Annotated in this window: 26 protein-coding genes and 1 pseudogene; 15 read left to right on the plus strand and 12 right to left on the minus strand. The window is 70.8% G+C overall.

Annotation, left to right across the window (positions count from 1 at the left end; genetic code table 11):
* Positions 1-2 precede the first annotated feature (2 nt).
* The 3 genes from LH62_RS31820 to LH62_RS04140 all read left to right on the plus strand — a co-directional run bounded on the left by LH62_RS31820 (position 3) and on the right by LH62_RS04140 (position 4,191).
* Entirely contained in the window at positions 3-1,460 is a 1,458-nt protein-coding gene (locus LH62_RS31820) for an FkbM family methyltransferase (protein ID WP_236552467.1), read from the plus strand.
* Positions 1,457-2,884 (plus strand): tetratricopeptide repeat protein, encoded by a 1,428-nt coding sequence (locus LH62_RS04135; RefSeq protein WP_052213692.1) that lies wholly within the window; start codon positions 1,457-1,459, stop codon positions 2,882-2,884. Before LH62_RS31820 ends, LH62_RS04135 begins: the two co-directional genes overlap by 4 nt.
* Positions 2,885-2,985: 101 nt before the next feature.
* On the plus strand, positions 2,986-4,191 hold the full coding sequence (locus LH62_RS04140; protein ID WP_043359427.1) for a calcium-binding protein: 1,206 nt from the start codon (positions 2,986-2,988) through the stop codon (positions 4,189-4,191).
* Positions 4,192-4,195: 4 nt separating this feature from the next.
* Here the strand turns inward: LH62_RS04140 and LH62_RS04145 are convergent, their stop codons facing one another.
* The 6 genes from LH62_RS04145 to LH62_RS04170 all read right to left on the minus strand — a co-directional run bounded on the left by LH62_RS04145 (position 4,196) and on the right by LH62_RS04170 (position 8,461).
* Positions 4,196-5,113, minus strand: a complete 918-nt coding sequence (locus LH62_RS04145; RefSeq protein WP_043359428.1) for an NAD(P)-dependent oxidoreductase — start codon at positions 5,111-5,113, stop codon at positions 4,196-4,198.
* A gap of 137 nt (positions 5,114-5,250) precedes the next feature.
* On the minus strand, positions 5,251-5,586 hold the full coding sequence (locus tag LH62_RS28030) for an EF-hand domain-containing protein (RefSeq protein ID WP_052213693.1): 336 nt from the start codon (positions 5,584-5,586) through the stop codon (positions 5,251-5,253).
* A 75-nt stretch (positions 5,587-5,661) separates the two neighbouring features.
* Positions 5,662-6,570, minus strand: coding sequence for an SAM-dependent methyltransferase (locus LH62_RS04155; protein WP_043359431.1), 909 nt, complete (start codon positions 6,568-6,570; stop codon positions 5,662-5,664).
* Positions 6,567-6,935: a DUF423 domain-containing protein gene (locus tag LH62_RS04160; RefSeq protein ID WP_043359433.1), complete on the minus strand. Its 369-nt coding sequence runs from the start codon at positions 6,933-6,935 to the stop codon at positions 6,567-6,569. Before LH62_RS04160 ends, LH62_RS04155 begins: the two co-directional genes overlap by 4 nt.
* A gap of 10 nt (positions 6,936-6,945) precedes the next feature.
* Positions 6,946-7,656, minus strand: a complete 711-nt coding sequence (gene nfi, locus LH62_RS04165) for a deoxyribonuclease V (RefSeq protein WP_043359434.1) — start codon at positions 7,654-7,656, stop codon at positions 6,946-6,948.
* Between the two features lie 19 nt (positions 7,657-7,675).
* A complete protein-coding gene (locus LH62_RS04170; protein ID WP_236552468.1) occupies positions 7,676-8,461 on the minus strand; it encodes a metal ABC transporter solute-binding protein, Zn/Mn family in 786 nt (261 codons plus the stop codon).
* Between the two features lie 223 nt (positions 8,462-8,684).
* On the opposite strand from LH62_RS04170, the gene LH62_RS04175 reads away from it, so the two are divergent.
* From LH62_RS04175 to LH62_RS04185, 3 genes are read left to right on the plus strand one after another with little or no spacing between them, the layout of a single operon-like run.
* Positions 8,685-9,659: a S1C family serine protease gene (locus LH62_RS04175; RefSeq protein WP_043359438.1), complete on the plus strand. Its 975-nt coding sequence runs from the start codon at positions 8,685-8,687 to the stop codon at positions 9,657-9,659.
* Entirely contained in the window at positions 9,659-11,236 is a 1,578-nt protein-coding gene (locus tag LH62_RS04180) for a serine hydrolase (protein ID WP_043359440.1), read from the plus strand. Before LH62_RS04175 ends, LH62_RS04180 begins: the two co-directional genes overlap by 1 nt.
* Before the next feature lie 40 nt (positions 11,237-11,276).
* Positions 11,277-12,953: a thiamine pyrophosphate-binding protein gene (locus tag LH62_RS04185; protein WP_043359442.1), complete on the plus strand. Its 1,677-nt coding sequence runs from the start codon at positions 11,277-11,279 to the stop codon at positions 12,951-12,953.
* Here LH62_RS04185 and LH62_RS04190 read toward each other — a convergent pair.
* Complete coding sequence (locus LH62_RS04190) at positions 12,932-13,966, minus strand: amidohydrolase (protein ID WP_043359444.1); 1,035 nt, start codon at positions 13,964-13,966, stop codon at positions 12,932-12,934. The two genes, LH62_RS04185 and LH62_RS04190, sit on opposite strands and share 22 nt — an antisense overlap.
* Before the next feature lie 91 nt (positions 13,967-14,057).
* Between LH62_RS04190 and LH62_RS04195 the strand changes: the two genes are divergently transcribed.
* The gene (locus tag LH62_RS04195; protein ID WP_043359445.1) at positions 14,058-15,200 is read left to right on the plus strand and encodes a CaiB/BaiF CoA-transferase family protein; all 1,143 of its coding nucleotides are present in this window, start codon (positions 14,058-14,060) and stop codon (positions 15,198-15,200) included.
* A 97-nt stretch (positions 15,201-15,297) separates the two neighbouring features.
* Here LH62_RS04195 and LH62_RS04200 read toward each other — a convergent pair whose 3' ends face one another.
* On the minus strand, positions 15,298-15,609 hold the full coding sequence (locus LH62_RS04200; RefSeq protein WP_043359446.1) for a putative quinol monooxygenase: 312 nt from the start codon (positions 15,607-15,609) through the stop codon (positions 15,298-15,300).
* 67 nt (positions 15,610-15,676) lie between these two features.
* Positions 15,677-16,642, minus strand: a complete 966-nt coding sequence (locus LH62_RS04205; protein WP_052213695.1) for a tripartite tricarboxylate transporter substrate binding protein — start codon at positions 16,640-16,642, stop codon at positions 15,677-15,679.
* 251 nt (positions 16,643-16,893) lie between these two features.
* On the opposite strand from LH62_RS04205, the gene LH62_RS04210 reads away from it, so the two are divergent.
* The 7 genes from LH62_RS04210 (at position 16,894) to LH62_RS30990 (ending at position 22,842) form a co-directional block, all read left to right on the plus strand.
* On the plus strand, positions 16,894-17,658 hold the full coding sequence (locus LH62_RS04210) for an SDR family NAD(P)-dependent oxidoreductase (protein WP_043359449.1): 765 nt from the start codon (positions 16,894-16,896) through the stop codon (positions 17,656-17,658).
* Positions 17,651-18,418, plus strand: coding sequence for an SDR family NAD(P)-dependent oxidoreductase (locus tag LH62_RS04215; protein ID WP_082012792.1), 768 nt, complete (start codon positions 17,651-17,653; stop codon positions 18,416-18,418). Before LH62_RS04210 ends, LH62_RS04215 begins: the two co-directional genes overlap by 8 nt.
* A 20-nt stretch (positions 18,419-18,438) precedes the next feature.
* Positions 18,439-19,269 carry a polysaccharide deacetylase gene (locus LH62_RS04220; RefSeq protein ID WP_043359453.1) on the plus strand — a complete coding sequence of 277 codons (831 nt, stop codon included), beginning with the start codon at positions 18,439-18,441 and terminating at the stop codon, positions 19,267-19,269.
* A gap of 3 nt (positions 19,270-19,272) precedes the next feature.
* Entirely contained in the window at positions 19,273-20,859 is a 1,587-nt protein-coding gene (locus LH62_RS04225; protein ID WP_052213696.1) for an ABC transporter substrate-binding protein, read from the plus strand.
* A 37-nt stretch (positions 20,860-20,896) separates the two neighbouring features.
* Positions 20,897-21,880, plus strand: coding sequence for a 4-hydroxythreonine-4-phosphate dehydrogenase PdxA (gene pdxA, locus LH62_RS04230; protein ID WP_043359454.1), 984 nt, complete (start codon positions 20,897-20,899; stop codon positions 21,878-21,880).
* Positions 21,877-22,611, plus strand: coding sequence for a pyridoxine 5'-phosphate synthase (locus LH62_RS04235; protein WP_043359456.1), 735 nt, complete (start codon positions 21,877-21,879; stop codon positions 22,609-22,611). The genes pdxA and LH62_RS04235 overlap by 4 nt, the downstream gene beginning before the upstream one ends.
* A 78-nt stretch (positions 22,612-22,689) precedes the next feature.
* Complete coding sequence (locus LH62_RS30990) at positions 22,690-22,842, plus strand: hypothetical protein (protein ID WP_160299770.1); 153 nt, start codon at positions 22,690-22,692, stop codon at positions 22,840-22,842.
* Positions 22,843-22,846: 4 nt separating this feature from the next.
* Here LH62_RS30990 and LH62_RS04240 read toward each other — a convergent pair whose 3' ends face one another.
* Positions 22,847-23,260, minus strand: a complete 414-nt coding sequence (locus LH62_RS04240; RefSeq protein WP_043359458.1) for a globin family protein — start codon at positions 23,258-23,260, stop codon at positions 22,847-22,849.
* 258 nt (positions 23,261-23,518) lie between these two features.
* Positions 23,519-24,760 (minus strand): Hsp70 family protein, encoded by a 1,242-nt coding sequence (locus LH62_RS04245; RefSeq protein WP_043359461.1) that lies wholly within the window; start codon positions 24,758-24,760, stop codon positions 23,519-23,521.
* Positions 24,761-25,246: 486 nt separating this feature from the next.
* Here LH62_RS04245 and LH62_RS32620 point away from each other — a divergent pair.
* Positions 25,247-25,495 (plus strand): annotated as a pseudogene (locus LH62_RS32620) (hypothetical protein); the annotation flags it as partial.
* A 99-nt stretch (positions 25,496-25,594) separates the two neighbouring features.
* Here the strand turns inward: LH62_RS32620 and LH62_RS04255 are convergent.
* The gene (locus LH62_RS04255) at positions 25,595-26,314 is read right to left on the minus strand and encodes a response regulator transcription factor (protein ID WP_043359465.1); all 720 of its coding nucleotides are present in this window, start codon (positions 26,312-26,314) and stop codon (positions 25,595-25,597) included.
* Positions 26,315-26,327 lie beyond the last annotated feature (13 nt).

The following is a 26,327-nucleotide window of genomic DNA, read 5'->3' on the forward strand; positions in this document are numbered from 1 at the left end:
CCATGCATGAGCAATCCAAGGCGGCCAAGCGTCGCATCGCCGATGCCGCCTTCCTCACCCGCTACATGGTGGGCGATGCGCTCGATATCGGCGCCGGGCCCGACGGACTCTCCCGTCATCTCGGCGTCTTCCCGCTGCTGCGAAGCGTCCGCGAATGGGACAGGCCGGATGGCGATGCGCAATACCTGGCCGGCCTCGCCGATGCCAGCTTCGACCTCGTCCATGCCAGTCATTGCCTGGAGCACATGGCCGATCCGCGCACCGCCCTCGGGCACTGGATCCGGGTGACGAAGCCCGGTGGCCATCTCGTCATCACCGTCCCGGACGAGGACATGTACGAGCGTGGCCACTGGCCCAGCCGCGCCAATGGCGACCACAAATGGAGCTTCACCGCCTTCAAGGCTGAAAGTTGGGCGCCGAAATCGGTCAATATCGTCGACCTGGCACGGGAGTTCGGCGGGTTGGTGGAGCTGGAGCGCATTCAGGTGGTGCGCGACTTCTTTCGCCCGGAATTGGCGGGCGACCAGACCATGGGTCCCGTCGCCGAATGCGCGATCGAGCTGGTGCTGCGCCGACGCCCGGAAGCCGTGGCAGCGCCGATGCTGCACGGGGCGGCCGACCGCAGCCTGATCCCGCCCACCGGCCGGATGCGGCTGAAATCCTGCCGCCAGGGGCTGATGCTGTTCAACAGCCAGGACACCAATGTCGGCCGTCTGCTGGATACCTATGGCGAGTATGCCGAGCACGAGGTGGCACTCTTCACCCGCCTGCTGCGGCCGGGCGACGTGGCGGTGGATGCCGGCGCCAATATCGGCAGCCTTTCCATCGCCATGGCGCGGCAGGTCGGCCCGCGCGGCCGGGTGCACGCCTTCGAGCCGCAGCCGCATGTCCATCGCAACCTCGTCGCCAATGCCGCACTCAACGAGCTCGACCACCTGGAATGCTGGAATGCCGCGCTCGGCGAGGCGCCCGGCACCATCGAGGTGCCGCGCATGGACCCGAACGCCCGCCACAGCTTCGGCAGCGTCGCCCTCGACCCGTCGCGCCGCGACGAGGCAGCCGATGCCGCCCGCGGCATGCTGGTGCCGGTGATGACGGTGGATGGCCTCGGCCTGCCGGCCTGCCGCCTCATCAAGGCGGATGTCGAGGGGATGGAAGCGCATGTGCTGCGCGGCGCCCGTGAGACCATCGCCCGCCACCGCCCGCTGCTCTATCTCGAGGCCGAGCTGAAGGACGGCGTGCCGGCCCTGCTGGAGGAGGTGTCCGCGCTCGGCTACGCGCCCTACTGGCATGTCGTGCCCTATGTGCAGCCGGACAATTTCTACGGCAGGCCGGTGGAGTTCTTCCGCGGCATCGTCGCGGTGAACCTGCTGGCGGCACCGCCCGGCTTCACCGTCAACGGCCTGCCGCCGGTCCGCTCGGCGGATTGGCAGGCCGATCTGCGCCCCGCCGCGGCATGACCGCGCCGCTGCTGGCCGAGGCGCATCGCCTCGCCGCCGCCGGACGCGCGGCCGAGGCGATCGCCCTCTACGATCAGGTGCTGGCGCAGGATCCCGCTGTGGCGGATGCGGCAAACAATGCCGGGGTGCTGCTGCGCCGCCAGGGGGCGCAGGCGGCGGCGCTGCGCCGCTACCGCCAAGCCCTCGCCGCCATGCCGGACCATGCCGATGCCGGCTGGAATCTGGGGCGGCTGCTGCTGGACCAGGGCGAGGCGGATGAGGCCTTTCTCCATCTCCGCCGCGCCGCCGCCTTGCGCCCGGGCTGGGAGCGCTGGCACGGCCTCGGCCAAGCCTGCCAGGCCCGTGGCGACCTGGCCGGCGCCGAGGCCGCCTATCGCGATGCGCTCGTCGCGAAGCCCGATGCGGTGGAGGCGCTGAACAACCTCGGCACCACCCTGCAAGCCATGGGACAGCTGGAGGCGGCATTGCCGCTGCTGGACCGCGCCCTCGCCCTGGCGCCAGACCATGCCGATCTGCGCTACAACCGCTCGCTTCTGCTGATGCTGATGGGCCGCTGGGCGGAGGGCTGGCGCGAGCATGAATGGCGCTGGCGCGCGCCCGGCTTCCTCTCGCCACGGCGGCGCTTCGGCAGCCCTGCCTGGGACGGGAGCCCGATCGAAGGCACGCTGCTGCTGCACTGGGAACAGGGGCTCGGCGATACGATCCAGTTCCTTCGCTATATCGAAGCCGCCCGCCGCAGGGCTGGCCGACTGGTGCTGGAGGTCCAGCCGCCTCTCCTGCCTCTGCTGCACGACCTGCCTGGCGCTGATCTCGTCCTGCCCGCCGGATCGCCCTTGCCGCCCCATGCCGCGCATGCGCCGCTGCTGAGCCTGCCGCACCTGCTCGGTGAGCCGATGCCCTCCCCTACCCGGCCCTACCTGTTCGCCGAGGCTGGAGGCGCAGCTCGCTGGTCCGCTAGGCTGCGGGGCGAAGGCCCGTTGGTCGGCCTGGTCTGGGCCGGCAATCCGCGGCATGCGAATGACCGCAATCGCTCCATCCCGTTCGGCCTGCTGGCGCCGCTGTTGCACCGGGCAGGGTTGCGCTGGGTATCCTTGCAGGTTGGGCCACGGGCGGCCGACTTGGCCACGGCGGAGGCCGGCACCCGGGTGATCGACGCCGCACCCGCCCTGACGGATTTCGCCGAGACGGCGGCGGCGCTGGCGCAGATCGACCTGCTGATCGCGGCCGATACCGCAGTGGCCCATCTTGCCGGCGCACTCGGCCGGCCTTGCTGGCTGCTGCTGCCCCACGCGCCGGATTGGCGCTGGGGCCGGCAGGACAACCAATGCTGCTGGTATGAAAGCCTGCGGCTATGGCGCCAGCCCGCACCGGGCGACTGGGCGAGCGTGATCGAAGAAATCGCCGCTTCGCTCCCGCGGCGTTAAACGGCGGGTCACCATTCGTCCATTATCATGCCGCATCGGCCTAAAGGGGCCACCCGTCGGCAAGACGCCGATCTCTGCCATCAGAACGCAGGAATCAGCCCATGTCCGGCACCGTCACGCTTGGAAACTCCTCCAACATCATCACCCTCGGCAGCTTCGACAGCCTGATCGGTGGAACCGGCAACGACCTTGTCACGGTGACTGGCGCGATCTCCGGCGGCACCGTCAACCTCGGCGCCGGCATTGACCGGCTGATGCTGGGTGATGGCGGCTACACGCTGACCGTATCCAACACCGAGACCATCATCGGCGGCACCGGCGACGACGACGTCACCCTCGGCGCCGCCATCTCCGGCGCCAGCATCAGCCTCGGCGCCGGCACCGACAGCCTGACGCTCGCCAACGCCGCCAACGCCCTCACCCTCGCCGGCGTCGAGACCGTCACCGGCGGCTCCCTCGCCGACGCCATCACCTTCTCCGCCGCCATCTCCGGCGCCAGCATCAGCCTCGGCGCCGGCCTCGACAGGCTCACCCTGTCCGGCGCAGGCGCCAACACCGTCACCGTCACCGGCACCGAGACCATCATCGGCGGCACCGGCGACGACGACGTCACCCTCGGCGCCGCCATCTCCGGCGCCAGCATCAGCCTCGGCGCCGGCACCGACAGCCTGACCCTGGCCAACGGCGCCAACACCCTCACCCTCGCCGGCATCGAGACCGTCACAGGCGGCACCGGCGCCGACGTCGTCACCTTCAGCGCAGCCGTCTCCGGCGCCAGCATCGACCTCGGCGTTGGGACGGATCGGCTGACGCTTGCCCACGGCGCCAACTCGCTCACCACCACCAATGTCGAGGTCATTGCCGGCGGCAGCGGCACCGACGTCATCACGGTCACGGGCTCCGTCGCCGCCAGGATCACCGGTGGCGTCGGCAACGATACCTTGACCGGAGGCGACGGGGGCGACCAGATCAGCGGCGGGCTCGGCGCTGACGTGCTGACGGGCGGCGCCGGGCTGGATCGCTTCACTTACGGCTCGATGAACGACTCGCCCGTCACCGGCGGCGACACCATCACGGACTTCAGTCCGGCGAATGACCTGCTGGTCTTCACCGGCATGCTGACCGGCAACTTCACCTTCCTCGGTGCCGCCACCCTCGCGGCGACAGGATCGACGCAGGCCCGCTTTGAGGACACGACCAAGGCCTTGCTCATCGATCTCGGCGGCGACGGCAACGCCGACATGAAGATCACCCTGACCGGCGTGAACCTCGCCGATCTGGACCACGGTGCCTTCCTCTGGCTGTGAGGGGTTACTTCCCCTCGGCCAGGATCCGCCGGCAATGGTCGAGCGCAGCCCCGATCAGGTTGTCGCTCGCCTCCGGGGTGCGGAAGGCGGCATGGGAAGTGAGGGTCGCATTCTCCAGGCGGGCCAGCGGATGGCCCGCCGGCAGCGGCTCCTCGGTGAAGACATCGAGGCCCGCATGGCCCAGATGCCCGGCCTCCAGCGCCGAAGCCAGGGCCATCTCATCAACAATGGCGCCGCGGGCGGTATTCACCAGGATCGCCCCCGGCTTCATCTGCGCCAGCCGCTCGCGGGACAGGAAGCCTCGGGTTTCATCGTTCAGCAGCAGGTGCAGCGAAACCACGTCGCTCTCCGCCAGCAGCTGCTCGAGCGGGACGAACTCCACCCCCGGCATCGATTTGGCCGAGCGGTTCCAGGCGATCACCTTCATCCCGATGCCGGCGCAGAGCCGCGCCATCTCGGCGCCGATCCCCCCCACCCCGATCAGCCCGACCGTCTTGCCGGTGAGCTGGGTGCCCACCACCCGCGGCCAGCCGCCGGCGCGGATGGCGCCGTCCATATGTGCCGTCTTGCGCGCCGCGTCCCACATCAGGGCAAAGGCCATCTCCGCCACCGCGGTGTCGCCATAGCCCTTGATGATGTGGACGGTGACGCCGAGCGCCTCAAGCTCCTCCGGGTTCATGTAGCTGCGTGCGCCGGTGCCGAGGAAGACGATGTGCTTCAGCTCCGGGCACTGCTTCACGATCTCGGTCGGGAAGGGCGTGTGGTCGTCGATGGCAATCTGGTAGCCGGCTAGCAGCCGCGGCAGGTCGGCCGCCTTGATCTCGGGGTCGTGGTGGATGGTGACCTCCGGGTCGCCCGGGCGCAGCAGCCGCTCGGTCACCGCCGCGAGCGACGGGTTGGCATCGACGAATAAGGCGCGCATGGCAGTACCCCCGGCAGATCCGATGCGTGGCATCGTAACGCGGGGTGGCGAGAGGTCCAGCCTCAGCGCCCGGTGGGCGGCAGGCTCGTCAGGTCAGGCGGCCACCTTGCCGCCATAGGCTTGCAGCATCTGCGCCATCACCCCTCGATTCCGCCGCCGGCCGCGGCCTGGCCGCCCTCCTGCGCGCCGAGCAGCGCCAACATCCCCTCCGCACCCAATGCCGGCCGGCTGCCGCCATGATGCTGGTGCGGCCGGGCCTTCGCCATCTCGGCCGCGCTGAGCTTGCCGTCGCCATTGGAATCGAAGGCCTTGAAGGCGGCATCCATTGCCCCCGTCGCGGCAGAAGCCGCCGGCTTGCCCAGGGCCTGGAACTCGGCGAGCGAGATGCTTCCATCACGGTCCTTGTCGGCGCGGCTGAACATCTGCTGGATCAGGGCGGCGTTGCCCGCGCTGCCCGGGCTTGAAATCTGCATCCTCTGCGAACCCCCGCTGCCGCCGGCCCCATGCCGATCCGCAGTGGCAGCCTGCAGAGCATCCGGCGTGCCAACTCAGCCGAGACGCACTACCATCAGCTCATGCTTGTTGTGCGCGCCGTGGAAGACCATCGCGCCGGGAATGGCCGCGAATTCGGCCGCCGCCGCATGGTCCGTCTCGCCCTGGAACTTGATGGTGCAGCAGATATTCCGCACCCGCCCCGCCTCCAGCCAGCGCCGCACCAGGGCCAGCAGCCGCTGCGGATAGCAGATCACGTCGCTGAACAGCCAATCGACCGGCGCCATCTGCTGCGGGTCAAGGCCGAAGGCGCTCTCCTGCCGCATGGTGACGCCCGGCAGCGCCGCGACCGCCGGGTCGAGCGGCGCCTTGTCCACCGCCGTCACCTGCGCGCGGAGCTGCGCCAGCGCCCAGGTCCATCCCCCCGGCGAGGCACCGAGATCGAGGCAGGTCTCGCCCGGCAGCGGCCAGCGCCCGGCGCGGGTCAGCGCCTCCCAGAGCTTGAGATAGGCCCGGCTCGGCGGCCCCTCCCGGTCCTCGACGAATTGCACCGCGCCGTTGACGAAGGGGCTGGTCTTTGTCGCACTCAGCAGCATCCGGTCCGGCGCCAGCAAGGTCCAGGCGCCGAGATGCCCCGTAGGCGCCGCTTCGGGGAAGCGCAACGGCCGTGCCTTCACCGGCGGCAGCCGCTCGGCGATCAGCGCGGCCCGGCGATGCTGGCCATGGGCATAGAGCGCCCAGTTCCGCTGGATAGCCCGTAGCGCATCCGCCGCCGCCTTCACCGAAGGGGCCGGCACCTCCTCCGGCGCCGTCCAGGTCTCGAGCGCCCAGGCCAGGCTCAGCGGCGCCTCCGGCGACAGGGCGAGGCGTCCATGCCAGGCGCTGATGCTGCCGCCAGCCAGGCGCAGCTCCTCGGCCAGTTCCGCCTCGAAGCCCTCGGCCGCGAGATAGGCCGCCCCGGTCACCGTCGGACCAGCGCCGAGAGGCCGAGCAGCGCCCAGCCCGCCATCAACGTCATGCCCCCAACCGGCGCCACCGACCCGAGCGAGACGCCGCCGATCGCCACGGCATAGACTCCGCCGCAGAACAGGATCAGCCCGAGCGCGAAGCCCGCCCCGGCGAGATGCGCCAGCACCCCGCGATGCCGTTCCGCCCAGAGGCCGGTGGCCAACAGGGCCAGCGCATGCCAGCCCTGCATCTGGATGCCGTTCGCCAGCATGCCGAGCCGCGCCGGGTCGAGCCGGGCCGGCGCCCCATGGGCGGCCCAGGCCGCGAGGCCGACGGCGGTGAGCCCGGCGACGGCGCCCAGGGCAATCCAGAGACGATGCATGGGGCGCGGTCTACTCCGACGCCTCCGGCTTGGCGACCCCATGCGCCCGCCGCGCGGCATTCGCCGCCAGATGCGCCTGCCGCGTCGGCTCCGGCAGCCGGTAGCCGGTGCCGCAGCGCTGCACCCACTCCACCGCCGCCGCCGGCGAGACCCGGTGGCCGGGCGAGATGTAAAGCGGGTTGGACCGGCGCCGCGTCCGCAGCACCGTGCCCAGTGCCCGCCCCTTCCAGGCCAGCGGCACCGCCGCTCCCGGCTCAGCCCCCAGCTCACCCTCGGGCCGCCCGACCAGCGGCGACTTGGCGACGCCGATGCTCGGCACATCGAGCACCACCCCGAGATGCGAGGCGATCCCCAGCCCCCGCGGATGCGCCACCCCATGCCCATCCACCAGCACCAGGTCCGGCCGCTCGCCAAGCGTCGCCCAGGCCTCCAGCAGCGCCGGCACCTCGCGGAAGCCGAGGAAGCCCGGGATATAGGGCATCGTCGCCCGCCGCACCGCCGAGGCGCTCGCCACCACCTCGAGCCCCGGCCAGGTAAGCACCACCACGGCGGCGAAGATGAGGTTCTCCGGATCGAAGCGGGTATTGCTGATATCGACACCGCCGATCCGCCGTACCGGGCCGAGCGCATCCTCCGTCACCACCCGCGCGGCGAGCGCCACCTGCGCCGCACGGGCGGTGGCGAGGTCGGGCGGGTCGATCCAGTCGGGCGGCAGGTCCATGGGGCGGATACGCCCGGACTCAGGGCCGGGTTGCCCCCAGCATGGCCGGGACCAGCAGGCCGAGGTTGTGCCGCATCATCGCCTCATAGGTCGGCGCCGGCCCATCCGCGGCCGAAAGGGTATCGGCATAGAGCCGCCCCCGCACCGCGATGCCCGCATCCCGCGCCAGCCGCTCCATCACCGCCTGGCTGCCCTGCCCCTCGATGAAGACAGCCGAAACCCGTTCCGCCCGGATCTGCCGGATCAGCGCCGCCACCTGCGCCGCCGAGGGCTGCGCATTGGGCGCGATGCCCTGCGGCGCCAGCACCCGCACGCCGTAGCGCGCGGCGAAGTAATCGAAGGCCTCATGGCTGGTGACGAGTACCCGCCGCTCCGGCGGCACCCGCGCGATCTCGCCCAGCACCCAGGCATCGAGCGCCGCGAGCCGCGCGTCATACTCCGCTGCCCGCACCGCCCCCGCTGGCAGCACCCCGCCTAGCCCGCGCGCGATGCCTGCGGCATAGCTTCGCGCCCGCGCCACATCCTGCCAGGCATGCGGATCGGTGCCGCGGGCCGCGATGCCTTCGCTCGCCGTCACCATCCTGCCGCGATAGCCCGTGCTCCGCAGCAGCCGGTCCAGCCAGGGCTCGAAGCCCAGCCCGTTGCGGATGACGAGCGCCGCCCCCTCGATCGCCCGCGCCTCCGAGGGCCTTAGCTGGAAGACATGCGCATCCGTCTCCGGCCCGGCCAGCACCCGGAGCTCCACCGCATCCCCGGCCAGCTGCCGGGCCATGTCGCCGAGGATGGAGAAGGAGGCGACCACCACCGGTCGCCCTTCTGGTCGCCCTTGCGCGCGACCTCTCCCCGGCAGCAGGAGGGCGGGCAGGGTGAGCACGGCACGGCGGGGAGCTGGGACCATTGTTATAATATAACACCCAGATCGGGGATTGTCATCCGATTGCCGTGGATTGCATCTCCCGCGTTGGCGAAGCGCCCCCGACCGCCGATATTGGTCGGAAGGACACCACCCCACCGAACGGAAGGCATGCATGGCATCCAGCGAATGGGAAATCCCGCCGGAATTGCAGCCGGACCCGACCGATCACGCCTTCGATCTGGACGTGGTGCTGCAATCCGTCGTCGGGGTGAAGGCGCTGGTTCCGCCGGATGCCTTCACCGCGCAGAGCCTGGGGACGGAGCGGGTCGGCAGCGGCGTCGTCATCCGGCCGGACGGCTTGATCGCCACCATCGGCTACATCGTGACCGAGGCGGAGAGCATCTGGCTCACCACGCATGACGGCCGTGCCATCCCTGGCCATGCCCTGGCCCATGATTTCGAGACGGGCTTCGGCCTGATCCAGGCGCTCGGCCGGCTCGACCTGCCGGCCCTGCCGCTCGAGTCGGGCGAGGCGCCACAGCCCGGCGATGTCGCCGTGCTGGCCAGCGCCGGCGGCCGCAAGCACGCGCTGCGCTGCACCATCGCCGCCCGGCAGGAATTCGCCGGCTACTGGGAGTACATGCTGGAGGAGGCGCTGTTCACCGCCCCCGCCCATCCTTCCTGGGGCGGCGCGGGGCTGATCGGCGGCGACGGGCGGCTGATGGGCATCGGCTCCCTCGTCATGCAGCAGCAGGACGGCAAGGGGCGCCGCGTCGATCTCAACATGGTCGTCCCCGCCAGCCTGCTGCCCCCGGTGCTGGACGACCTGCTCAACTACGGCCGCCCCAACCGCCCGGCGCGGCCCTGGCTCGGCCTCTATGCCGGGGAGGACGAGGAGGGCGTGCTGGTTTCCTCCACCGCCCGCAACGGCCCGGCGCAAAAGGCCGGGCTGCTGGAGGGCGACCGGCTGGTCTCGGTCGGCGGCCAGCAGGTCTCCGACCTCGCCAGCCTTTGGCGCGCGGTCTGGGCCTGCGGCTCGGCCGGGGCAAGGGTGCCGATGACCATCGCGCGGGAGGCGATGCCGCACGACCTCACCATCACCTCCATCGACCGGCGCGCCTTCCTCAAGCCGCCGCGCCTGCACTGATGGCGGCGCTCGACGAGCTGGCGCTGCGCCGCCAGGCCCGCCGCCTGCTGGCGCCCTGGGACCGGCCCGGCTCGCCCGGCGCGACGCTCGGGCTGGTGCGGGAGGGCGCGCTGGTGCTCCATGAAAGCGCCGGCCTCGCCAGCCTTGAGCTCGGCGTGCCGATCGGGCCGGAGACCCGCTTCCGCGTGGCCTCGGTCAGCAAGCAATTCACCTGCGCGGCCATCCTGCTGCTGGCTGCCGAAGGGCGCCTTTCGGTCGGGGATTCCATTCACGACCACCTGCCGGAACTGCCCGATCTCGGCACCCGCATCACCATCGACCAGCTGATGCACAACGTCTCCGGCCTGCGCGACATGCTGGAGCTGATGCGCCTCGGCGGCGCCGACCTTTCCCACCCCTGCCGCACCGAAGATCTGCTCGCCGCCATCGGCCGGCAGCGGGGCCTCAACTTCGCCCCCGGCACGCGCTTCCGCTACTCCAACACCGGCTTCCTCCTGCTCGGCCGGATCGTCGAGCAGGTGGGCGGCGAGCCCTTCGGTGAATTCCTCGCCCGCCGCATCTTCACCCCGCTCGGCATGACCCGCACCCGCCACACGCCGAGCATCGCCGAGGTCGTGCCCGGCCTCGCCACCGGCTACCTGCCGCAAGGCGAGGGCTTCCTCCGCGCGCAGCACGGCTTCCCGCTCGGCGGCGAGGGCGGCCTCGTCTCCTGCGTCGAGGATCTGGCGCTGTGGGACCGGAACTTCACCATCGGCCGCATCCCGGGCCTCGCCGAGGCGCTGGTGGCGCCCCTCCCCTTCGCCAATGGCCAGCCGAACCTCTACGCCCGCGGCCTGGAGGTGACGAGCTATCGCGGCCTCCGCACCGTGGACCATGGCGGCCTCTGGCCCGGCTACAAGACCTGCTTCCTCCGCGTGCCGGAGCGGGAGATGACGGTGATCGCCATCGCCAACCATGGCGGGATCGACACCCATGCCCTCGCCCATCGCCTGCTCGATGCGGCGCTGGAGGGCACGCCCGGCGTCCACCCCGTGCCGCCCATGCCCCGCCCCGACGGCCTCATCGGCCGCTGGGTCGCGCCGGAGAGCGGCACGACGGTCGAATTCGCCGAAGGGCCGACCGCGACGCAGCACGGCGTCCCCTTCCCCCTGGCGCCGACCGGCGATGGCCGCCTCGCCGCCATGCGCGGCGTCTTCCCCTTCACCGTCAGCTTGCCCGAGGGCGACAGCCTCACCCTCGAGACCGATGCCGGCACCCTCACCCGCTTCCACCGCGCCCCGGCCGAGGCCAGCCTGCCGGAGGGCCTAGCCGGCACCTGGCATTGCGAGGAATTGGGCGCCACCTGGACCATCGCGCCGGAGGAAGGCGGCCTCGCCGTTCAGGTCCGCGGCCCGGTCGCCAGCGCCGGCCCCTGGCCCCTGCAGGCGATCGCGGGCGACGCCTTCCGCATCCGCACGCCCGGCACGCTGTTCCAGGGCTGGGTCGATGCGCTGGCGGAGCGCGGCGCCGATGGCCGCATCGCTGCATTCACCGTGAATGGGGCACGAGCGAGCGGCCTGCGTTTCCTCCCCGCCTGATCGCTGGCAGACTTCCTCCAAACCCGGAGGAAGCGGAAACATGGCAGACAGCAGCTACACCGTCGGCGACCTGGTCGCCGAGTTTTTGGCGCGCATCGGCGTCACCACCTGCTTCGGCATCGTCTCCGTCCACAACATCCCGATGCTGGACGGCATCGGCCGGCGCAATGCCATCCGCTACGTCATGGCCCGCGGCGAGATGGGGGCCGGGCATATGGCGGATGCCTATGCGCGCGCCTCCGGCCATCTCGGCGTGGTCTTCTCCTCGACCGGGCCGGGCGCAGCCAATACCGTCCCCGGCCTCGCCGAGGCGCAGTTCGCCGGCAGTCCCGTGCTGCACATCACCGGCCAGACCGCGACGAAATACATCGACCGCGACATGGGCACGGTGCATGACCTGCCCGGCCAGACGGCGATGCTCGCCGCCGTCTGCAAATCCGCCTTCCGCATCCGCTCCGCGCAGGAAGCGCTCGGCGTGCTGACGCGCGCCGCGACCCTGGCCCTGACGCCGCCCCGCGGCCCGGTCAGCATCGAGATCCCGATCGACATCCAGCGCACCGCCATCCCCCGCCCGGCGGAGCTGGACCGGCTGGTCCTGCCCATCCCGCCCGCCCTGCCGCCCGACCCGGCGGCGCTGGACGAGGCGGCCGCCATCCTATCCCAGGCCAAGCGCCCCATGCTCTGGCTCGGCAATGGCGCGAAGGAGGCCGGCGCCGCAGCGATGCGGCTGATGGAGCTCGGCTTCGGTGCCGTCTCCTCCTGGAACGGGCGCGGCATCGTCCCCGAGGACCATCCGATGACCCTCGGCGGGATGCACGGCAACGGTTCGCCCCGCGTGCAGGAATTCTACAGCACGGTGGATGCCATGCTCGTCGTCGGCAGCCGTCTGCGCGGGCATGAGACGATGGACTTCTCGCTGAAGCTGCCGAAGACGCTGGTCCAGGCGGATGTCGACCCGCGCGCCAATGGCCGCACCTATCCCAGCACGGCCTTCGTCTGCGGCGACGCCGCGCTGGTGATGCAAGGCCTCGCCGAGCGCCTCGCCGGCCGCATGGCGGTTGAACCCGGCTTCGCCGCCGACTTCACCGGGATGCGGCGCCGCGCGACGGCCGAGTACCGTGACACGCTCGGCCCCTATGCCGAATTCCCCGCCGCGCTGCGCGCCGCCCTGCCGCGCGACGCGCTCTTCGTCCGCGACGTGACGCTCAGCAACTCCTCCTGGGGCAACCGCATCTTCCCGGTCTACGGCCCGCGCGACGCGGTCCATCCGGTGAGCGCGGCCATCGGCCCGGGCCTGCCGCTCGGCATCGGCGCGGCGATGGCGGGGGGCACCCGCAAGACCATCGCCATGGTCGGCGATGGCGGCTTCGCGCTGAACCAGACCGAGCTCTGGACCGCCGTGCAGGAGCGCGCGGAGCTCATCGTCATGGTGATGAACGACCGCGGCTACGGCGTCATCAAGCACATCCAGGGCGCGCTGCAGGACGGGCGGATGTTCTTCGGCGACCTGCAGGGGCCGGACTTCCAGCAGCTTGCCGCCGTCGCCGGACTGCCGGGCTTCAAGGTCTCCTCCATCGCCGAGCTAGGCGGCGTAGTGGAACGCGCCGTCGCCACCCCCGGCCCCTCGCTGATCGAGGTGGACATGGCGGCGATCGGCGCCTTCCCGCCCTATGCGCCCTACAACGCCATGGGCATCTACGCCAAGGCGAGCCGGTAGAAGCGGCTCGCCGTCCCGCTGAAGAGCGCCTGGCGCTCCTCGGCGGAGGCGCCGGAGGCCAGCTTCTTGCAGGCGTTCCAGAAGACGCCGTAGCCGTAGCTGCCCTTGTCCACCGGGAAGTTGCTCTCGAACATGCAGCGCCCGGCGCCGAAAAGCTCGATGGTGGCCTCCACATAGGGTTTCCAGGCGGCTACCAGCGCATCGGAGGTCGGCGGCTCCGGCGCCTCATCGAAGCCGAAGCCGTTGATGCGCATCCCAAGCCCGCCGACCTTCACCGAGACATTCGGGCAGGTCGCCAGCTCGGCCATGGCGGCGCGCCACTCGGTGAAGATCGCATCCCGCTTGCCGGCATAGGCCCTGATGCCGAGCGGCCCGCCGACATGGTCGAGCACGATCTGCGTCTCCGGGAAGGCGCGGGCCAGCGCCGTCAGGTCCGGGATCTGCGGATGGTAGAGCCAGGCATCGAAGCTGAGGCCGAGCGGCGCCAGCTGCGCGAAGCCGGCACGAAAATCCTCACGGAAATAGATGTCCCGCGGCGGCTGGTAGGCCGGGTTCATCACCTCCGGATCGGGGTCCCAGCTGGTGATGTGGCGGATGCCGCGGAAGCGGTCGCCGCCGGCGCGGATATGCGCCTGCAGCACCTCCCGCGCCTCCGCGCCGGTCATCAGGTTCACATGGCCGACGATGCCCTCGCAGATCCGGGCCGGGCCATAGTCGCCGCTGGCGCTCATCGCCGCGATGCCGTTGACGAATTCCGTCTCGCCGACCGGCTTCCAGGCTTCCGGCCCATGGGCGCGGTGCATCGCGCGGCACTGCACGAAGACGGTGGAGACGATGTTGTGGCCCTGATTGATGTCGGCCAGCAGCTCGGGCAGCAGGTAGCGCCAGCCTGGCCGGTCCCACAGGTGGTGGTGCGGGTCGACGATCGGCAGGCCGGGGTCGAGCGGCTCCTCGGCATGGCGGGCGAGCCAGTCCTCCCGGACCGGGGCGTAATGCGAGTTCGCGCTGCTCATGGCACCGTTTCCTTGGCGTTTCCGCTGCCGAGGATACCCCTGCCCGCCGTCCCCGCCTATGCTTAGCCACCTATCGAGGGAGGTCCAGGGAATGAGCTTGCCATTGGAAGGCGTCAGGGTGATCGAGGTTGGCCAGGCCCTGGCGGGCCCGCTCGCCGGGGTGATCCTGGCCGATCTGGGCGCCGACGTGATCAAGATCGAGAAGCCCGATGGCGGCGACGACGCCCGGATCTGGGGCCCTCCCTACGGGCCGGATGGCGAAACCTCGCTCTACTTCCACAGCCAGAACCGCAACAAGCGCAGCGTCATCCTGGACCTGAAGAGCCCGGCCGATATCGAGGCGCTGCACGCGCTCTGCGAGACGGCCGACATCCTGATCCAGAACCTCCGCCCCGGCGTGGTGGACGAGATCGGCATCGGGCCGGAGGCGATGCTCGAGCGCCATCCGCGCCTGGTCTACTGCTCCATCTGGGCCTTCGGCTACCAGGGACCGATGCGGATGCGCCCGGGCTTCGACCCGCTGCTGCAGGCCTTCGGCGGCATGATGAGCATGACCGGCCGGCCGCAGGACCCGCCGACCTTCTGCGGCGCCTCGATCAACGACAAGGCGACGGGCCTGTTCTGCGCCGTGGGCGCCCTCGCCGGCCTGCGCCAGCGCGACCAGACCGGGCGCGGCTGCCTGATCGACACCTCGCTGCTGGAGACCGCCGCCTTCTGGGTCGAGGGCCAGGTCAACCAGCACATCGCAACGGGCGAGGTGCCGACGCGCCACGGCACCGGCGCCGCCGTCATCGTGCCCTACCAGGTCTTCGACACCGCCGACCGCCCGCTCTGCCTCGCCGCCGGCAATGACCGGCTCTTCGCCCGCGCGGCGAAGGTGCTCGGCCATCCCGAATGGGCCGAGGACCCGCGCTTCGCCCGCAGCGCCGGCCGCGTGCGCAACAAGACGGAGTTGCTGCCCCTCATCGCCGAGGCGCTGCGCGGGAATGCGCGCGACCACTGGATCGCGGCGCTCGAGGCGGTCGGCGTGCCCTGCGCCCCGGTCAACGATATCGGCGAGTTGGCGGGGAGCGAGCAATTCGCCGCCGTCGACATGGTGCAGACCCTGCCGGAGAGCGGCGTGAAAGTGCTCGGCCTGCCGATCAACATCGACCGCGCCCGCCCCTGGTCGTCGCGCCCCGCGCCGAAGCTTGGCGAGCACACGGAAGAGGTGCTCGCCGCGCTCAGGCGATAGGCCTCGGATACCCTTCCGCGGCTTTGCCGCGGAAGGTTTTGCGGAAGCGAGGACCCATCGGGGTCCCCGCGACGCCGCGCAGCGATGTCGCGGGGATTTAGGCTGCCGGCGTCAGCACATGGATGACGCGGCTGGCGAGCATCTCCTTGGTCTTCGCCGCATACTCCTTCATGTGCGGCGCGGCGCCATGCGCCTTCAGCGCGTCGATGCTTTCCCACTTCTCGATCACGACGAAGCTGTCCGGCCCCACCGGGGTCTGGATGGCGCCCATGCCCTCGGCATCGATGGCCGGGCCGTACTCGATGCAGCCCTGCTCGGCATGGACGGCCGGCATGTTGGCGCGGAAGGCGGCGAGCACCTGCTCCCGCATGCCGGGCTTCGCGGTGATGATGGCGAGGACGTGGATCATGGTGCCGGACGCTCCCTTGGTTGGCGGCGGCAGGCTACGCGCCGCGCCAGCGCCCGCCAAGCCGGGCTCAGTTCTGCGGCACGTCGAGCTTGCCGAGGATCGGCCGCCACCGCTCCGTCTCGCTCGCCATGAAGCGGGCGAATTCCTCCGGCGTGCTGCCCTTCGGGAACTGCCCGTCATTGGTCAGCCGCTCGCGGATGCGCGCATCCTGCAGCGCCTGCACCGCCGCGGCGTTCAGCCGCTCCACCGCCGCCGCCGGCGTGCGCGCCGGGGCGAGCAGGCCGAACCAGCTTTCCGCCACCAGCCCGGGGACGCTCTCGGCGAAGGCCGGCACATCCGGCGTCGAGGCCACGCGCTGCGCGCTGGTCCAGCCGAGGATGCGCCCCTGGTCGTTGCGGTGGACCGGCAGCGCCGTGGCCCCGGCCACCACCAGCAGGTCGAGGGTGCCGGCGAGGAAGTCGTTCAGCTGTGCCGCATCGCCGCGATAGGTCACGTCCTGCATCTCGACGCCCAGCCGGTCGAGCACCATCAGCATCGCCATGTTGGTGAGCGTGGTCGGCCCGTTGGTGCCGTAGGTGATGCGCCCCGGCCGCGCCTTCGCCGCCGCCACGAGGGCCGCGATATCCGCCGGCCCGTCCTTCCGTGCGATCACCGCGAAGGGGAAGGTGGAGGCCAGCGTGACCGGCGCGAAATCCTCCGGCTTGTAGGCAAGGCGGCGGTAGATCAGCGGGTTGATGGTCAGCGTCGTGCCCGCCGCCATCAGCACCGTATGCCCGTCCGGCTCGGCGCGGGCGACGTATTCGGCGCCGATGATGGTGTTGCCGCCCGGCCGGTTCTCCACCTGCACCGGCCGGCCCAGCGCCTCCGTCATGCGCTCGGCCATCAGCCGCGTCATCACGTCGGTGCTGCCGCCCGGGGCGAAGGGCACGACGATGGTGACGGGCCGGCTGGGGAAGCCCCCCTGGGCCAGTGCAGGCGCGGCCAGCAGGCCGGCCGCCAGCACAAGGCCGGCGCGGCGGGTCATCTCGGTCATGGACGGTCTCTCCCGGCTTGATCTTGGCGATGCTCTTCCCCCTTCGCCAGCCGGCGCGCAAGGCCCCGGCTAGCCGAGGCCGGCTGCGGCTGCTTAGCTTGGGACGGCTCATCGGCGCGGGGACGGGGGATGCATGACGTGGTCTTGGTTGGCACCGGCCTGGCGGGATGGCGGGACGTGATCCTCCTCGCCCTCAACCATCGCAGCGTCGCCGCACCCGGCGGGCAGGCCGCTTGCCGGGGGCTCCCGGCATGAGGCCCGACCGCTTCACCGATCAGGTGGCCCTCGTCACCGGCGCCGCCTCCGGCCTCGGCCGCGCCACCGCCATCGGCCTGGCGGGCGAGGGGGCGCGGCTGATGCTCTTCGACCGCGACGCGACAGGCCTCGCCGAGACCGCGGCGCAATGCCCCGGTGCCCTCACCCTGGCCGGCGATGCCTCCAGCGCCGCCGATGTCGGGGCGGCCGTCGCCCAGGCCGCGATCCTCGGCCCGCTCCGCCTGCTCGTGACGGCGGCCGGCATGCTTGGCCCCGTCCGCCCGGTAACCGAGGTGGAGGAGGCGGAATGGGACCGGCTCTTCGCCGTCAACGTGAAGGGCACCTGGCTCGCGGCGCGCGCCGCTTTCCCGCTGATGCGCGAGGCCGGCGGCGGGGCCATGGTCGCCTTCTCCTCAGCGGCGGGGCTGGTCGGCTCGCCCACCATGCCGGCCTATTCGGCAAGCAAGGGCGCGGTGGTGCTGCTGACGCGCAGCCTCGCGGTCGCCCATGCGCCGGAGGGCATCCGCGTCAACTGCGTCTGCCCCGGCTCGATCGAGACGCCGATGCTGGAGGAAACCTTCGCCAGCGCCGGCGATTCGGCGGCCCGCGCCGCGCGCGAGGCCGTCTTCCGTGCCCGCCACCCGCTCGGCCGTTTCGGCCGTGCGGATGAGGTGGCGGATGCCGTGCTCTTCCTGCTCAGCGCCGAGGCCGGCTTCGTCACCGGCGTCGCGCTCCCCGTCGATGGAGGCCGGCTTGCCTGACACCACCGGACGCTTCGCCGGCCGTGCCGCCATCGTCACCGGTGCCGCGCGCGGCATCGGCGCCGCCACCGCGGCGCGGCTGGCCGAGGAGGGCGCGCAGGTCCTGCTCGCCGACCGGGCGCCGGAGGTGATGGCGCGGGCCGAGGCGGTGGGCGGCGTCGGGCTGCGCATCGACCTCGCCGCGCGCGGCGCGGGCGAGGCGGTGGTCGACACCGCGCTCGATGCCTTCGGCCGGCTCGACATCCTGGTCAACAATGCCGGCATCGGCGGCTCGAAGCCGCTGCTGGACTCGGATGACGACCTTCTCGAGCGCTTCATCGAGACCAACCTGACCTCGGTGCTGCGGCTGACGCGCGCCGCCATTCCGCATCTGGCGCGGCCGGGCGGGCGGATCGTCTCCGTCTCCTCCACCTTCGGCATCGCGGGCTATCCCGGCACCACCGCCTATGCCGTCGCCAAGGCCGGCATCGCGCAGATGACGCGGCAGCTGGCGGGCGAGCTGGCGCCGGAGGGCATCCTCGTCAATGCCGTCGCCCCCGGCGTCATCGAGACGGCGATGACCGAGGGGCATCTCGGCAGCGACTATTACCGCCGCGCCGTGCTGGAGCCGACGCCGTTGCGCCGCGCCGGGCGGCCGGAGGAGGTGGCCGCCGTCATCGCCTTCCTCGCCTCGGCGGATGCCGCCTATGTCGCCGGGCAGGTGATCGCCGTCGATGGCGGGTGGCTTGCGGCACGGCACCCGCCGCGCGAGGCTGGCTGAAACCATCGAAGGGGCGACCGATGATCGATATGCGGGTGAACTGGCCGGGCGGCGCCAAGGTCGCGGTGATGCTGACCTTCGACTTCGATGCGGAGACGCTCTGGCTATCGCGCGACCCGGAGAATGCCCGCCGCCCCGGCATCCTTAGCCAGGGCGCCTATGGCGCCAAGGTCGGCGTGCCGATGATCCTCGAGGTGCTGCGGCAGGAGGGCGTGAAGGCCACCTTCTTCGTCGTCGGCTGGACCGCGGAGAAGCACACCGCCCGCGCCGAGATGATCCTGCGCGAGGGGCATGAGATCGCGCATCACAGCTACTCCCACAGCTGGATCGACCCGGCCTTCCCCGACAAGGAGGTCGAGGAGATGGAGCGGGGGCTGGAGGCGCTGGAGCGCACCCTCGGCGTCGTCCCGAAGGGCTACCGCTCGCCCGCCGGCGAGACCAGCGACAACCTCATCCGGCTGCTGAAGAAGCACGACTTCCTCTACGACAGCTCCCTGCTCGACCACATCAACCCCTACCGCCACGTCATGCCGGACGGTAGCCCGGGCCCGATCGAGCTGCCCTGGCACTGGAGCCTGGACGACGCGCCGCATGCGCTGTTCTCGGTGAAGTCGCCGCGGCCGATCTTCCCGAACAGCCATATCCGCGAGATCTTCCAGGAGGAGTTCCGCGAGATCTATCGCTGGGGCGGGCTCTACAACCTGGTGATGCACCCGCAGGTGAGCGGCCGGCCGAGCCGCGTCGCGCTGCTGCGCGAGATGATCCAGTGGATCAAGACCTTCCCCGATGTGTGGTTCGCCACGGGCACCGAGGTCGCCGAGGCCTGGTCCGCGGCGCATGAGGGAGAGTGACGGATGATGCTGCGTCGCCTCCTTCTCGGCGCGCTTGCCGCCGGCAGCCTCGCCCTCTCCGCCGCCGCGCAGCCGCGCGAGCGGCCGTTGCGCCTCGTCCTCAATGTCGGGCTGCAAAATCTCGACCCGATCGCCAGCCCCTCCTTCGTCACCCGCAACTTCGCCTACATGGTCTACGACACGCTCGTCGCCATGGACGGCAAGGGCGAGTACCGGCCGCAGATGCTGGAGGGCTGGCAGGTCAGCGAGGATCGCCTCGCCTGGACCTTCACCCTGCGCCCCGGCCTCGAGTTCAGCGACGGCACGCCGGTCACCGCCGATGACGTCATCGCCTCGCTCAAGCGTTGGGGTGCGCGGGATGCCATCGGGCGGCGGCTGATCGCGGCGACGAAGGAGTTCCGCGCCGAGGCGCCGAACCGCTTCGTGCTGCAGCTGGCGCGGCCCTTCGGCGGCGTGATCGACGCGCTCGGCAAGCCGAGCGTGCATGTCCCCTTCATCATGCCGGCGCGCATCGCCTCGGCGACGCCGCCGACCCAGGCGGTGCCGGAGGTGGTCGGCAGCGGGCCCTACCTCTTCATCAAGGAGGAATGGGTGCCCGGCGAGCGCACCTTCTTCCGCCGCAACCCGCGCTACGTCCCGCGCCCGGAGCCGGCCGATGGTCTCGCCGGCGGCAAGCTGGCGAAGATGGAGCGGGTGGAGTTCGTCACCCTGCCCGACATCGCGCTGCGGGCGGCGGCCATCACCCGCGGCGAGGTGGACTATCTCGAATATGCGCCGATCGACTACCTGCCGACCTTCCGCCGCGACCGGAACCTCGTCATCGCCCGTCCCGGCGGCATCGCGCATATCGTCGGCGGCGTCAGCATCAACCATTACCTCCCGCCCTTCGACAGGCTGCCGATGCGCCGCGCACTGCAGGCGGCGCTCGACCGCGAGGAGATCGTCGCCAGCCACGGCCTGCCGGAGGGGATGTCGGACCCGGGCTGCGTCTCGGTCTATCTCTGCGGCACGCGCTACAGCACCGATGCCGGTGGCGAGGCCATCCGCAGGCCGAGCCTCGAGCGCGCCCGCGCCCTGCTGCGCGAGGCCGGCTACAACAACGAGCGCATCGTCTACCTCCAGCCGGCCGACAGCGCGCTCATCAACCCGATGGCGCTCGTCGTCATCGACCGGCTGAAGCGCGCCGGCTTCAACCTCGATGTCCAGGCCTCCGACTGGTCCTCGCTGGCGCAGCGCTGGGTCGGGCGGCAGCCGATCGCGGAGGGCGGCTGGAACCTCATCTCGGTGGTCTATACCGGCTTCGACATGGCCGATCCGCTCTCCAACATGGGCATCGGCTACAATTGCTCGAACAACCAGCCCTGGGGCTATTGCGTGCCGGAGATGACGCCGGTGCTCGACCGTTTCGCCGCCGAGAGCGACCCGGCCAAGCGCCGCGAGCTGGCGGCGGAGTTGCAGCGGCTCTCCATCGAGAACGTCACCTTCCCGCTCGACGGGCAGTTCCAGGCCCCGGCGGTCTGGCGGGCCGAGCTGCGGGGCGTGATCGACTTCGGCTTCCCGGTGATCTGGAACATCGAGCGGGCGCGCTGACCTGGGCAGGCGGGATCGGGAGGACTACATCGGAGGCATGAACCTGCCCCCCTTGGCCCTCACGATGGGCGAGCCCGCCGGCATCGGCGGCGAGATCGCCGCCGGCGCCTGGGCCGCGCTGCGTGCCAACGGCCCGGCCTTCTTCCTGATCGACGATGCCGACCGGATCGGGGGCGTCCCGGTCCGCCGCATCGCCGCGCCCGAGGAAGCGCGCGAGGCCTTCGCCGAGGCGCTGCCGGTGCTGCACCGGCCCCTCCCCCGCCCCGCCGTTCCGGGCCGGCTGGACCCGGCCAATGCCCCCGCCGTCATCGCCGCCATCGGCGAGGCGGTGGCGCTGTCGAAGGCCGGCCGCGCCGCCGGGGTGGTGACCAACCCGATCCAGAAATCCGCCCTCTACGCCGCCGGCTTCGCCCATCCCGGTCATACCGAGTACCTGGCCGAGATCGCCGGCACCGGCCGGCCGCCGGTGATGCTGCTCGCCTGCCCGGAGCTCAGGGTGGTGCCGGTGACGATCCACGAGCCATTGAAGCAGGCTATCGCCCGGCTCACCCCGGCGCTCATCGCCGAGACGGCGCGGCTGACGGCGGCCGGGCTGCGGCAGGATTTCGGCATCGCGGCGCCGCGGCTGGCCATCGCCGGGCTCAACCCGCATGCGGGGGAGGATGGGACGATCGGGACCGAGGACCGCAACATCGTGGCCCCGGCCGTCGCCATGCTGCGGGCCGAGGGGATCGACGCGCGCGGGCCCATCCCGCCGGACACGATGTTCACCGCCAAGGCGCGGCCGGGCTATGACGTGGCGCTCGGCCTTTATCACGACCAGGCGCTGATCCCGATCAAGACGCTCGACATGGCGGGTGGGGTGAACGTCACCCTCGGCCTCTCCATCGTCCGTACCAGCCCGGACCATGGCACGGCGCTCGACATCGCCGGGCGGGGCCTGGCCGATCCGGGCAGCCTCATCGCCGCGCTCCGGCTGGCCGCCGAGATCGCCGTTCATCGCAGGAAAGCCAGCCCATGACGCCGATGCGCCTCTCCGTGAACATCGACCATGTGGCGACGCTGAGGAATGCCCGCGGCGGCAGCTTCCCCTGCCCGGTGGAGGCGGCGCGCATCGCCATGGCGGCCGGGGCGGACGGCATCACCATGCATCTGCGCGAGGACCGCCGCCACGTCCGCGACCGGGACCTGGAGCGCGTCTCGGCCGAGGTGGCGACGCGGCTGAATTTCGAGATGGCGGCGACGGAGGAGATGGTCGGCATCGCGCTTCGCCTGCGCCCGCCCGCCTGCTGCATCGTGCCCGAGAAGCGGCAGGAACTGACGACGGAGGGTGGGCTCGACGTGATCGCCGCGGGCCGGCCCTTGCAGGATGCAATTGCCCGGCTGGCCGGGGCGGGGATCGAGGTCTCGGTCTTCGTCGAGGCGGATGCGCGGCAGATCGAGGCCGCGGCCCGGATGGGGGCGCAAGCCGTTGAACTTCATACCGGCGCCTATGCCGACTCCCTTCCCGCTGAACGTGAATTGCATCTTGCAAGATTGCGCCAGGGCGGCAAGGCCGCGGCGGCGGCCGGGCTGCAATGCCATGCCGGGCACGGGCTTTCCTATGAGACCTTGCCCCCCATCGCTGCCATGCCGGAGGTGGTGGAGGTCAGTATCGGCCATTTTCTTATCGGCCAGAGCGTCTTCGAAGGCATGCCGGCCGTCATCCGCCGCATGAAGGCGCAGATCGCCGAGGCGCGCGGCGGGATCTGACCGCAAGCGTAATTGCAAAATGCATGGCACGGGGGCTGCAGTGTGGATGGCAGGTCCATCCCAAAACGGAGCTTCGTGATGTCCCACGCTACGCCGCTCGCCGCCCGCTCGGCCCATCCAGCCGCCCGCCCAGAGGACGAGCGGATGAGCGCTGGCGCCTATGTGCTGCAGGGCACCGCCTTCATCGGTTTCCTGCTGCTTCTCTTCGTCCTGGCCGGGTTTCGGGGCTGAAGGGTCAGGCGGCTTTGGCTGCCTCGATCATCACGCCGGCGAGCAGCGTGTAGGCGGCCGTCCAGGCGGCCTCCACCTCCGGCGTGAAACCCTCGCCGAGCCCCTGCCGCAGCGTCCACAGCAACGCCGCGCCAACCGTCGCGTACTGCGCCTCGGTCACGCCATAGGCGACATGCCGCCGGGCAAGGGCCTGGGCGGCGGGGACGATCTCCTCTGGCCGCTTGAGCCCGGCGACCACCATGCCGAGCGTCGTCATCAGCTTCGCACCCTGCTCCCGCATGTCCTTGCCGGCGAAGAGCGGCGGCGTGGTCGGGTCGGTCTCGAAGAGCCTGCCGTAGAACAGCTCGGCGGCCTTCTCCCTGATTGGCACCACCTGGCGAAAGCTGTTCTGCACGAGGCTGGCTTGTTCCGGGCTCATGTGATTGCTCTTACTCCTGCAGGTGCCATCTCGCCGCACCCGATGACGTTGCGAAACCGGCCCATGATGGCGGGCGGCCCAGGCGAGTAAGCCCGCCTTGGCCATGGGGATGTGGAGCCGGCGAGGCTTCAAATCCCTGGAATCGTGCCGTTACGGGACGGTCAAGGGGCTGAGAAGCCGGGGGCCGGGGCTGGAGTTTGGGGATTTCCAGGCGTTGAGGCGGGGCCTGGCGCCGGCGGAGGCCACCTGCCCTGTGGATCAAGCCGTGGCGCGGGCCTGGCCAATCAGCGCCAGCCCCTCCGCGACCGAGACGAATTCGCCGCCGCCGGCCAGCCGTTCCACGCCGAAGCGGTCCGCGAAGAGGCGGCGGACGGCGGGGACTAGGGAGGTGCCGCCAGTAAGGAAGACGCGGTCGATGGCTTCATGTGGCAGGCGGGCCTCGGCCAGCGCCGCGTCGATGGCGGCGCCGAGACGGGCAAGGTCGGGGGCGATCCAGGACTCGAAATCGGCCCGGACGATCTCCGCCTCCACCGTGAAGTCCTCGTGACGGAAGGCAAGCATCGCCTGCGGGGCACGGGAGAGCGCGGCCTTCACTCCGGAGACGGCACGGTAGAGGGCATAGCCGGCCTCCTCCTCGATCAGCGTGATGAGGTGGTGCAGGCGCTCCGGGTGGTCGGCGGTGCGGGCGACCTCGGCGATGTCGCGCAGCACGCGCGGCGCGCGCATCAGCGACAGGCGGTGCCAGCGGGCGAAGCCGGTATACCAGGCGGCGGGGATCGGCATCGGCTTGCCCATCACCCGGTAGCTGTCGTTGCGGCCGAGCCGCGGCGAGACGACATGGTCGATGATGCGGTAGTCGAAGCTGTCGCCGGCGATGCCGACGCCGGAATGCCCGAGCGCGGTGACGCCGCCCGGCTCGTAGCGCAGGACGGAAAAGTCGCTTGTGCCGCCGCCGAAATCGCCGACCAGCACCGTCGCCGCGCCGCCGAGGGTATGGGCGAAGCGGTATCCGGCGGCTTCCGGCTCGAGGGCGAGGTCCACATCCTCCCAGCCCGCTTCGGCGAAGGCGGCGCGCAGGCGGGTTTCGGCCAGCGCGTCGTCGGGCATGTCGCCGGCGAAGCGGACGGGGCGGCCGGCGACGATGCGGGCGCCGGGCTCGGCGGGCAGCAGGGCGCGGAGGAACTGGGCGATCAGCGCCTCCAGCGTGAAGCTGCGCGTCAGGATACGCGTCTCGCTGAAGCTGCGCTGCGCCAGGTAGGACTTCATCGACATGATGAGACGGCTGGCCAGCGGGTCTTCGAGATAGGCCTCGATGGCGGCGGGGCCGGCGGCATGGCGCGGGGCGCCGCCCGCCCCGGCGGTGAAGCAGAGGACGGTGCGGAAGACGTCGAGCAACTCGCCGCCGAAGGGGAAGCGGACGGCCTCGACACGTCCATCGGGCAGGAGGCGCGCGACGACGCTGTTGGTGGTCCCGAAATCGATGCCGATGATGGGTTGCAGCGGATGTGCCCCCGAGCGGAAAGGGGCCGCGTGTTAGCCGATGCAGCGGGCTGGGTCGAGCCCGGGCCGAGACTCGCAATGGCCAAATTGCGATTTTTATCTCACTAAACGGGATTCAGACTGTCAGCGATCTTGCTCAGCATGTGCCGTAGCCGTCTCGAATCGGCGGGGCCGGGACGGGAAGCACGATGGCGCAGAAGATCCCGCCGAAGATTTGCGGCATGGAGGTTGGGATTTCGCCGTTTCCGCCCATCCACCCTTACATCCTGACGCGGGCCGGGGCCGGCAGATCACGAAGGCGATTTCCTGAACGAACGTTTGTTCATGAGCAAGCATACAACTTATACGGGTAACGTGCGTGTGGGCTTTCGGGGGCGTGATGACTCTCGCGGCCTGGACGGGTCTATTATCTCAACCTGAAGTCGCGGAACTTCAGGTGGCAGAAGGACCCGGAGGATGACGGTGTTGCTGGTCGAGGACGACGCCATGGTGCGTCTCACCCTCGCCGATTTCTTCGAGGCGGTCGGGCTCGACTTCCTTGAGGCGGACAATGCCGAGGATGCGCTGGCTATCATTGCGAACCAAGCGCAGCCCATCGACGTGCTGGTGACCGACCTCGATCTCGGGCTCGGCGACAGCGGGCTTGTCCTGGCGAAGAAGGCGCGCGTCCTGCGGCCGGAGCTGCGGGTGGTCTACGAGACCGGCAGCCCCGAGCTGTTTCTCGGCCACACCTTCTCTGAACGGGAGCGCGTCTTCCATAAACCCTTCGATCCCGTCGCCCTGGCGCAGGCCGTGCTGGCGCTCCAGGGCGCGGGCCGGGGGGGCGGGCCGGCGTCAGCGCGCCGCGGAGGAGAATGCCGTCGCGTCGAGCCTGTAGCCGCCATGGTCGGTGATGATGAGGCGGGGCTGGGCCGGGTCCGCCTCGATCTTCTGGCGCAGGCGATACACATGCGTCTCCAGCGTGTGGGTGGAGACGGCGCTGCTATAGTTCCAGACCTCGTTCAGCAACACCTGGCGGGCGACGGGCTTGCCGCCGGCACGGTAGAGGAATTTCAGGATCGCGCATTCCTTGTCGGTCAGACGGATCTTGCGGTTGCGCGTCGCCTCGGTCAGCAGGCGGAGGCTCGGGCGGAAGACATAGGGGCCGATGAGGAAATTGGCATCCTCGGAGTTGTCGTACATGCGGAGCTGAGCACGAACGCGGGCCAGCAGCTCGGACGGGCGGAAGGGCTTGGCGATGTAGTCGTTGGCGCCGGAGTCGAGACCGCGGACGACGTCTTCCTCGCCATCGGCGCCGGTCACCATGATGACGGGCATGTGGCGGCCGGCGCGGCGGAGGCTGGCGCAGAATTCGCGGCCATCGGCATCGGGCAGGCCAATATCGAGCAGGATGGCGTCGTAGCGCGCATCCGCGCGGGACAGCATGGCCTCGGCCTCGGCCACGCTCTGGGCCTCGTCGGCGCTGAACTCACCGTCGAGCAGGATCTGCTCGGCCAAGGTGGCACGCAGAGCGGGGTCATCCTCGACGATGAGGATCTGACGAAGGGCGGACATGGATGGCCTCCGG

It is taken from the genome of Belnapia sp. F-4-1 (assembly GCF_000802185.1).
GTDB lineage: Bacteria > Pseudomonadota > Alphaproteobacteria > Acetobacterales > Acetobacteraceae > Belnapia.

What these genes read in the sequence shown, in the direction of transcription:
- LH62_RS04225 (WP_052213696.1), top strand. Translation starts at nt 19,273, where the DNA reads ATGATGCTGCGTCGCCTCCTTCTCGGCGCGCTTGCCGCCGGCAGCCTC.
- LH62_RS04190 (WP_043359444.1), bottom strand. Translation starts at nt 13,966, where the DNA reads ATGAGCAGCGCGAACTCGCATTACGCCCCGGTCCGGGAGGACTGGCTC.
- LH62_RS04240 (WP_043359458.1), bottom strand. Translation starts at nt 23,260, where the DNA reads ATGAGCCCGGAACAAGCCAGCCTCGTGCAGAACAGCTTTCGCCAGGTG.
- LH62_RS31820 (WP_236552467.1), top strand. Translation starts at nt 3, where the DNA reads ATGCATGAGCAATCCAAGGCGGCCAAGCGTCGCATCGCCGATGCCGCC.
- LH62_RS04185 (WP_043359442.1), top strand. Translation starts at nt 11,277, where the DNA reads ATGGCAGACAGCAGCTACACCGTCGGCGACCTGGTCGCCGAGTTTTTG.
- LH62_RS04175 (WP_043359438.1), top strand. Translation starts at nt 8,685, where the DNA reads ATGGCATCCAGCGAATGGGAAATCCCGCCGGAATTGCAGCCGGACCCG.
- LH62_RS28030 (WP_052213693.1), bottom strand. Translation starts at nt 5,586, where the DNA reads ATGCAGATTTCAAGCCCGGGCAGCGCGGGCAACGCCGCCCTGATCCAG.
- LH62_RS04160 (WP_043359433.1), bottom strand. Translation starts at nt 6,935, where the DNA reads ATGCATCGTCTCTGGATTGCCCTGGGCGCCGTCGCCGGGCTCACCGCC.
- LH62_RS30990 (WP_160299770.1), top strand. Translation starts at nt 22,690, where the DNA reads ATGTCCCACGCTACGCCGCTCGCCGCCCGCTCGGCCCATCCAGCCGCC.
- LH62_RS04205 (WP_052213695.1), bottom strand. Translation starts at nt 16,642, where the DNA reads ATGACCGAGATGACCCGCCGCGCCGGCCTTGTGCTGGCGGCCGGCCTG.
- LH62_RS04135 (WP_052213692.1), top strand. Translation starts at nt 1,457, where the DNA reads ATGACCGCGCCGCTGCTGGCCGAGGCGCATCGCCTCGCCGCCGCCGGA.
- LH62_RS04210 (WP_043359449.1), top strand. Translation starts at nt 16,894, where the DNA reads ATGAGGCCCGACCGCTTCACCGATCAGGTGGCCCTCGTCACCGGCGCC.
- LH62_RS04195 (WP_043359445.1), top strand. Translation starts at nt 14,058, where the DNA reads ATGAGCTTGCCATTGGAAGGCGTCAGGGTGATCGAGGTTGGCCAGGCC.
- LH62_RS04140 (WP_043359427.1), top strand. Translation starts at nt 2,986, where the DNA reads ATGTCCGGCACCGTCACGCTTGGAAACTCCTCCAACATCATCACCCTC.
- LH62_RS04255 (WP_043359465.1), bottom strand. Translation starts at nt 26,314, where the DNA reads ATGTCCGCCCTTCGTCAGATCCTCATCGTCGAGGATGACCCCGCTCTG.
- pdxA (WP_043359454.1), top strand. Translation starts at nt 20,897, where the DNA reads ATGAACCTGCCCCCCTTGGCCCTCACGATGGGCGAGCCCGCCGGCATC.
- LH62_RS04145 (WP_043359428.1), bottom strand. Translation starts at nt 5,113, where the DNA reads ATGCGCGCCTTATTCGTCGATGCCAACCCGTCGCTCGCGGCGGTGACC.
- LH62_RS04220 (WP_043359453.1), top strand. Translation starts at nt 18,439, where the DNA reads ATGATCGATATGCGGGTGAACTGGCCGGGCGGCGCCAAGGTCGCGGTG.
- nfi (WP_043359434.1), bottom strand. Translation starts at nt 7,656, where the DNA reads ATGGACCTGCCGCCCGACTGGATCGACCCGCCCGACCTCGCCACCGCC.
- LH62_RS04235 (WP_043359456.1), top strand. Translation starts at nt 21,877, where the DNA reads ATGACGCCGATGCGCCTCTCCGTGAACATCGACCATGTGGCGACGCTG.
- LH62_RS04200 (WP_043359446.1), bottom strand. Translation starts at nt 15,609, where the DNA reads ATGATCCACGTCCTCGCCATCATCACCGCGAAGCCCGGCATGCGGGAG.
- LH62_RS04180 (WP_043359440.1), top strand. Translation starts at nt 9,659, where the DNA reads ATGGCGGCGCTCGACGAGCTGGCGCTGCGCCGCCAGGCCCGCCGCCTG.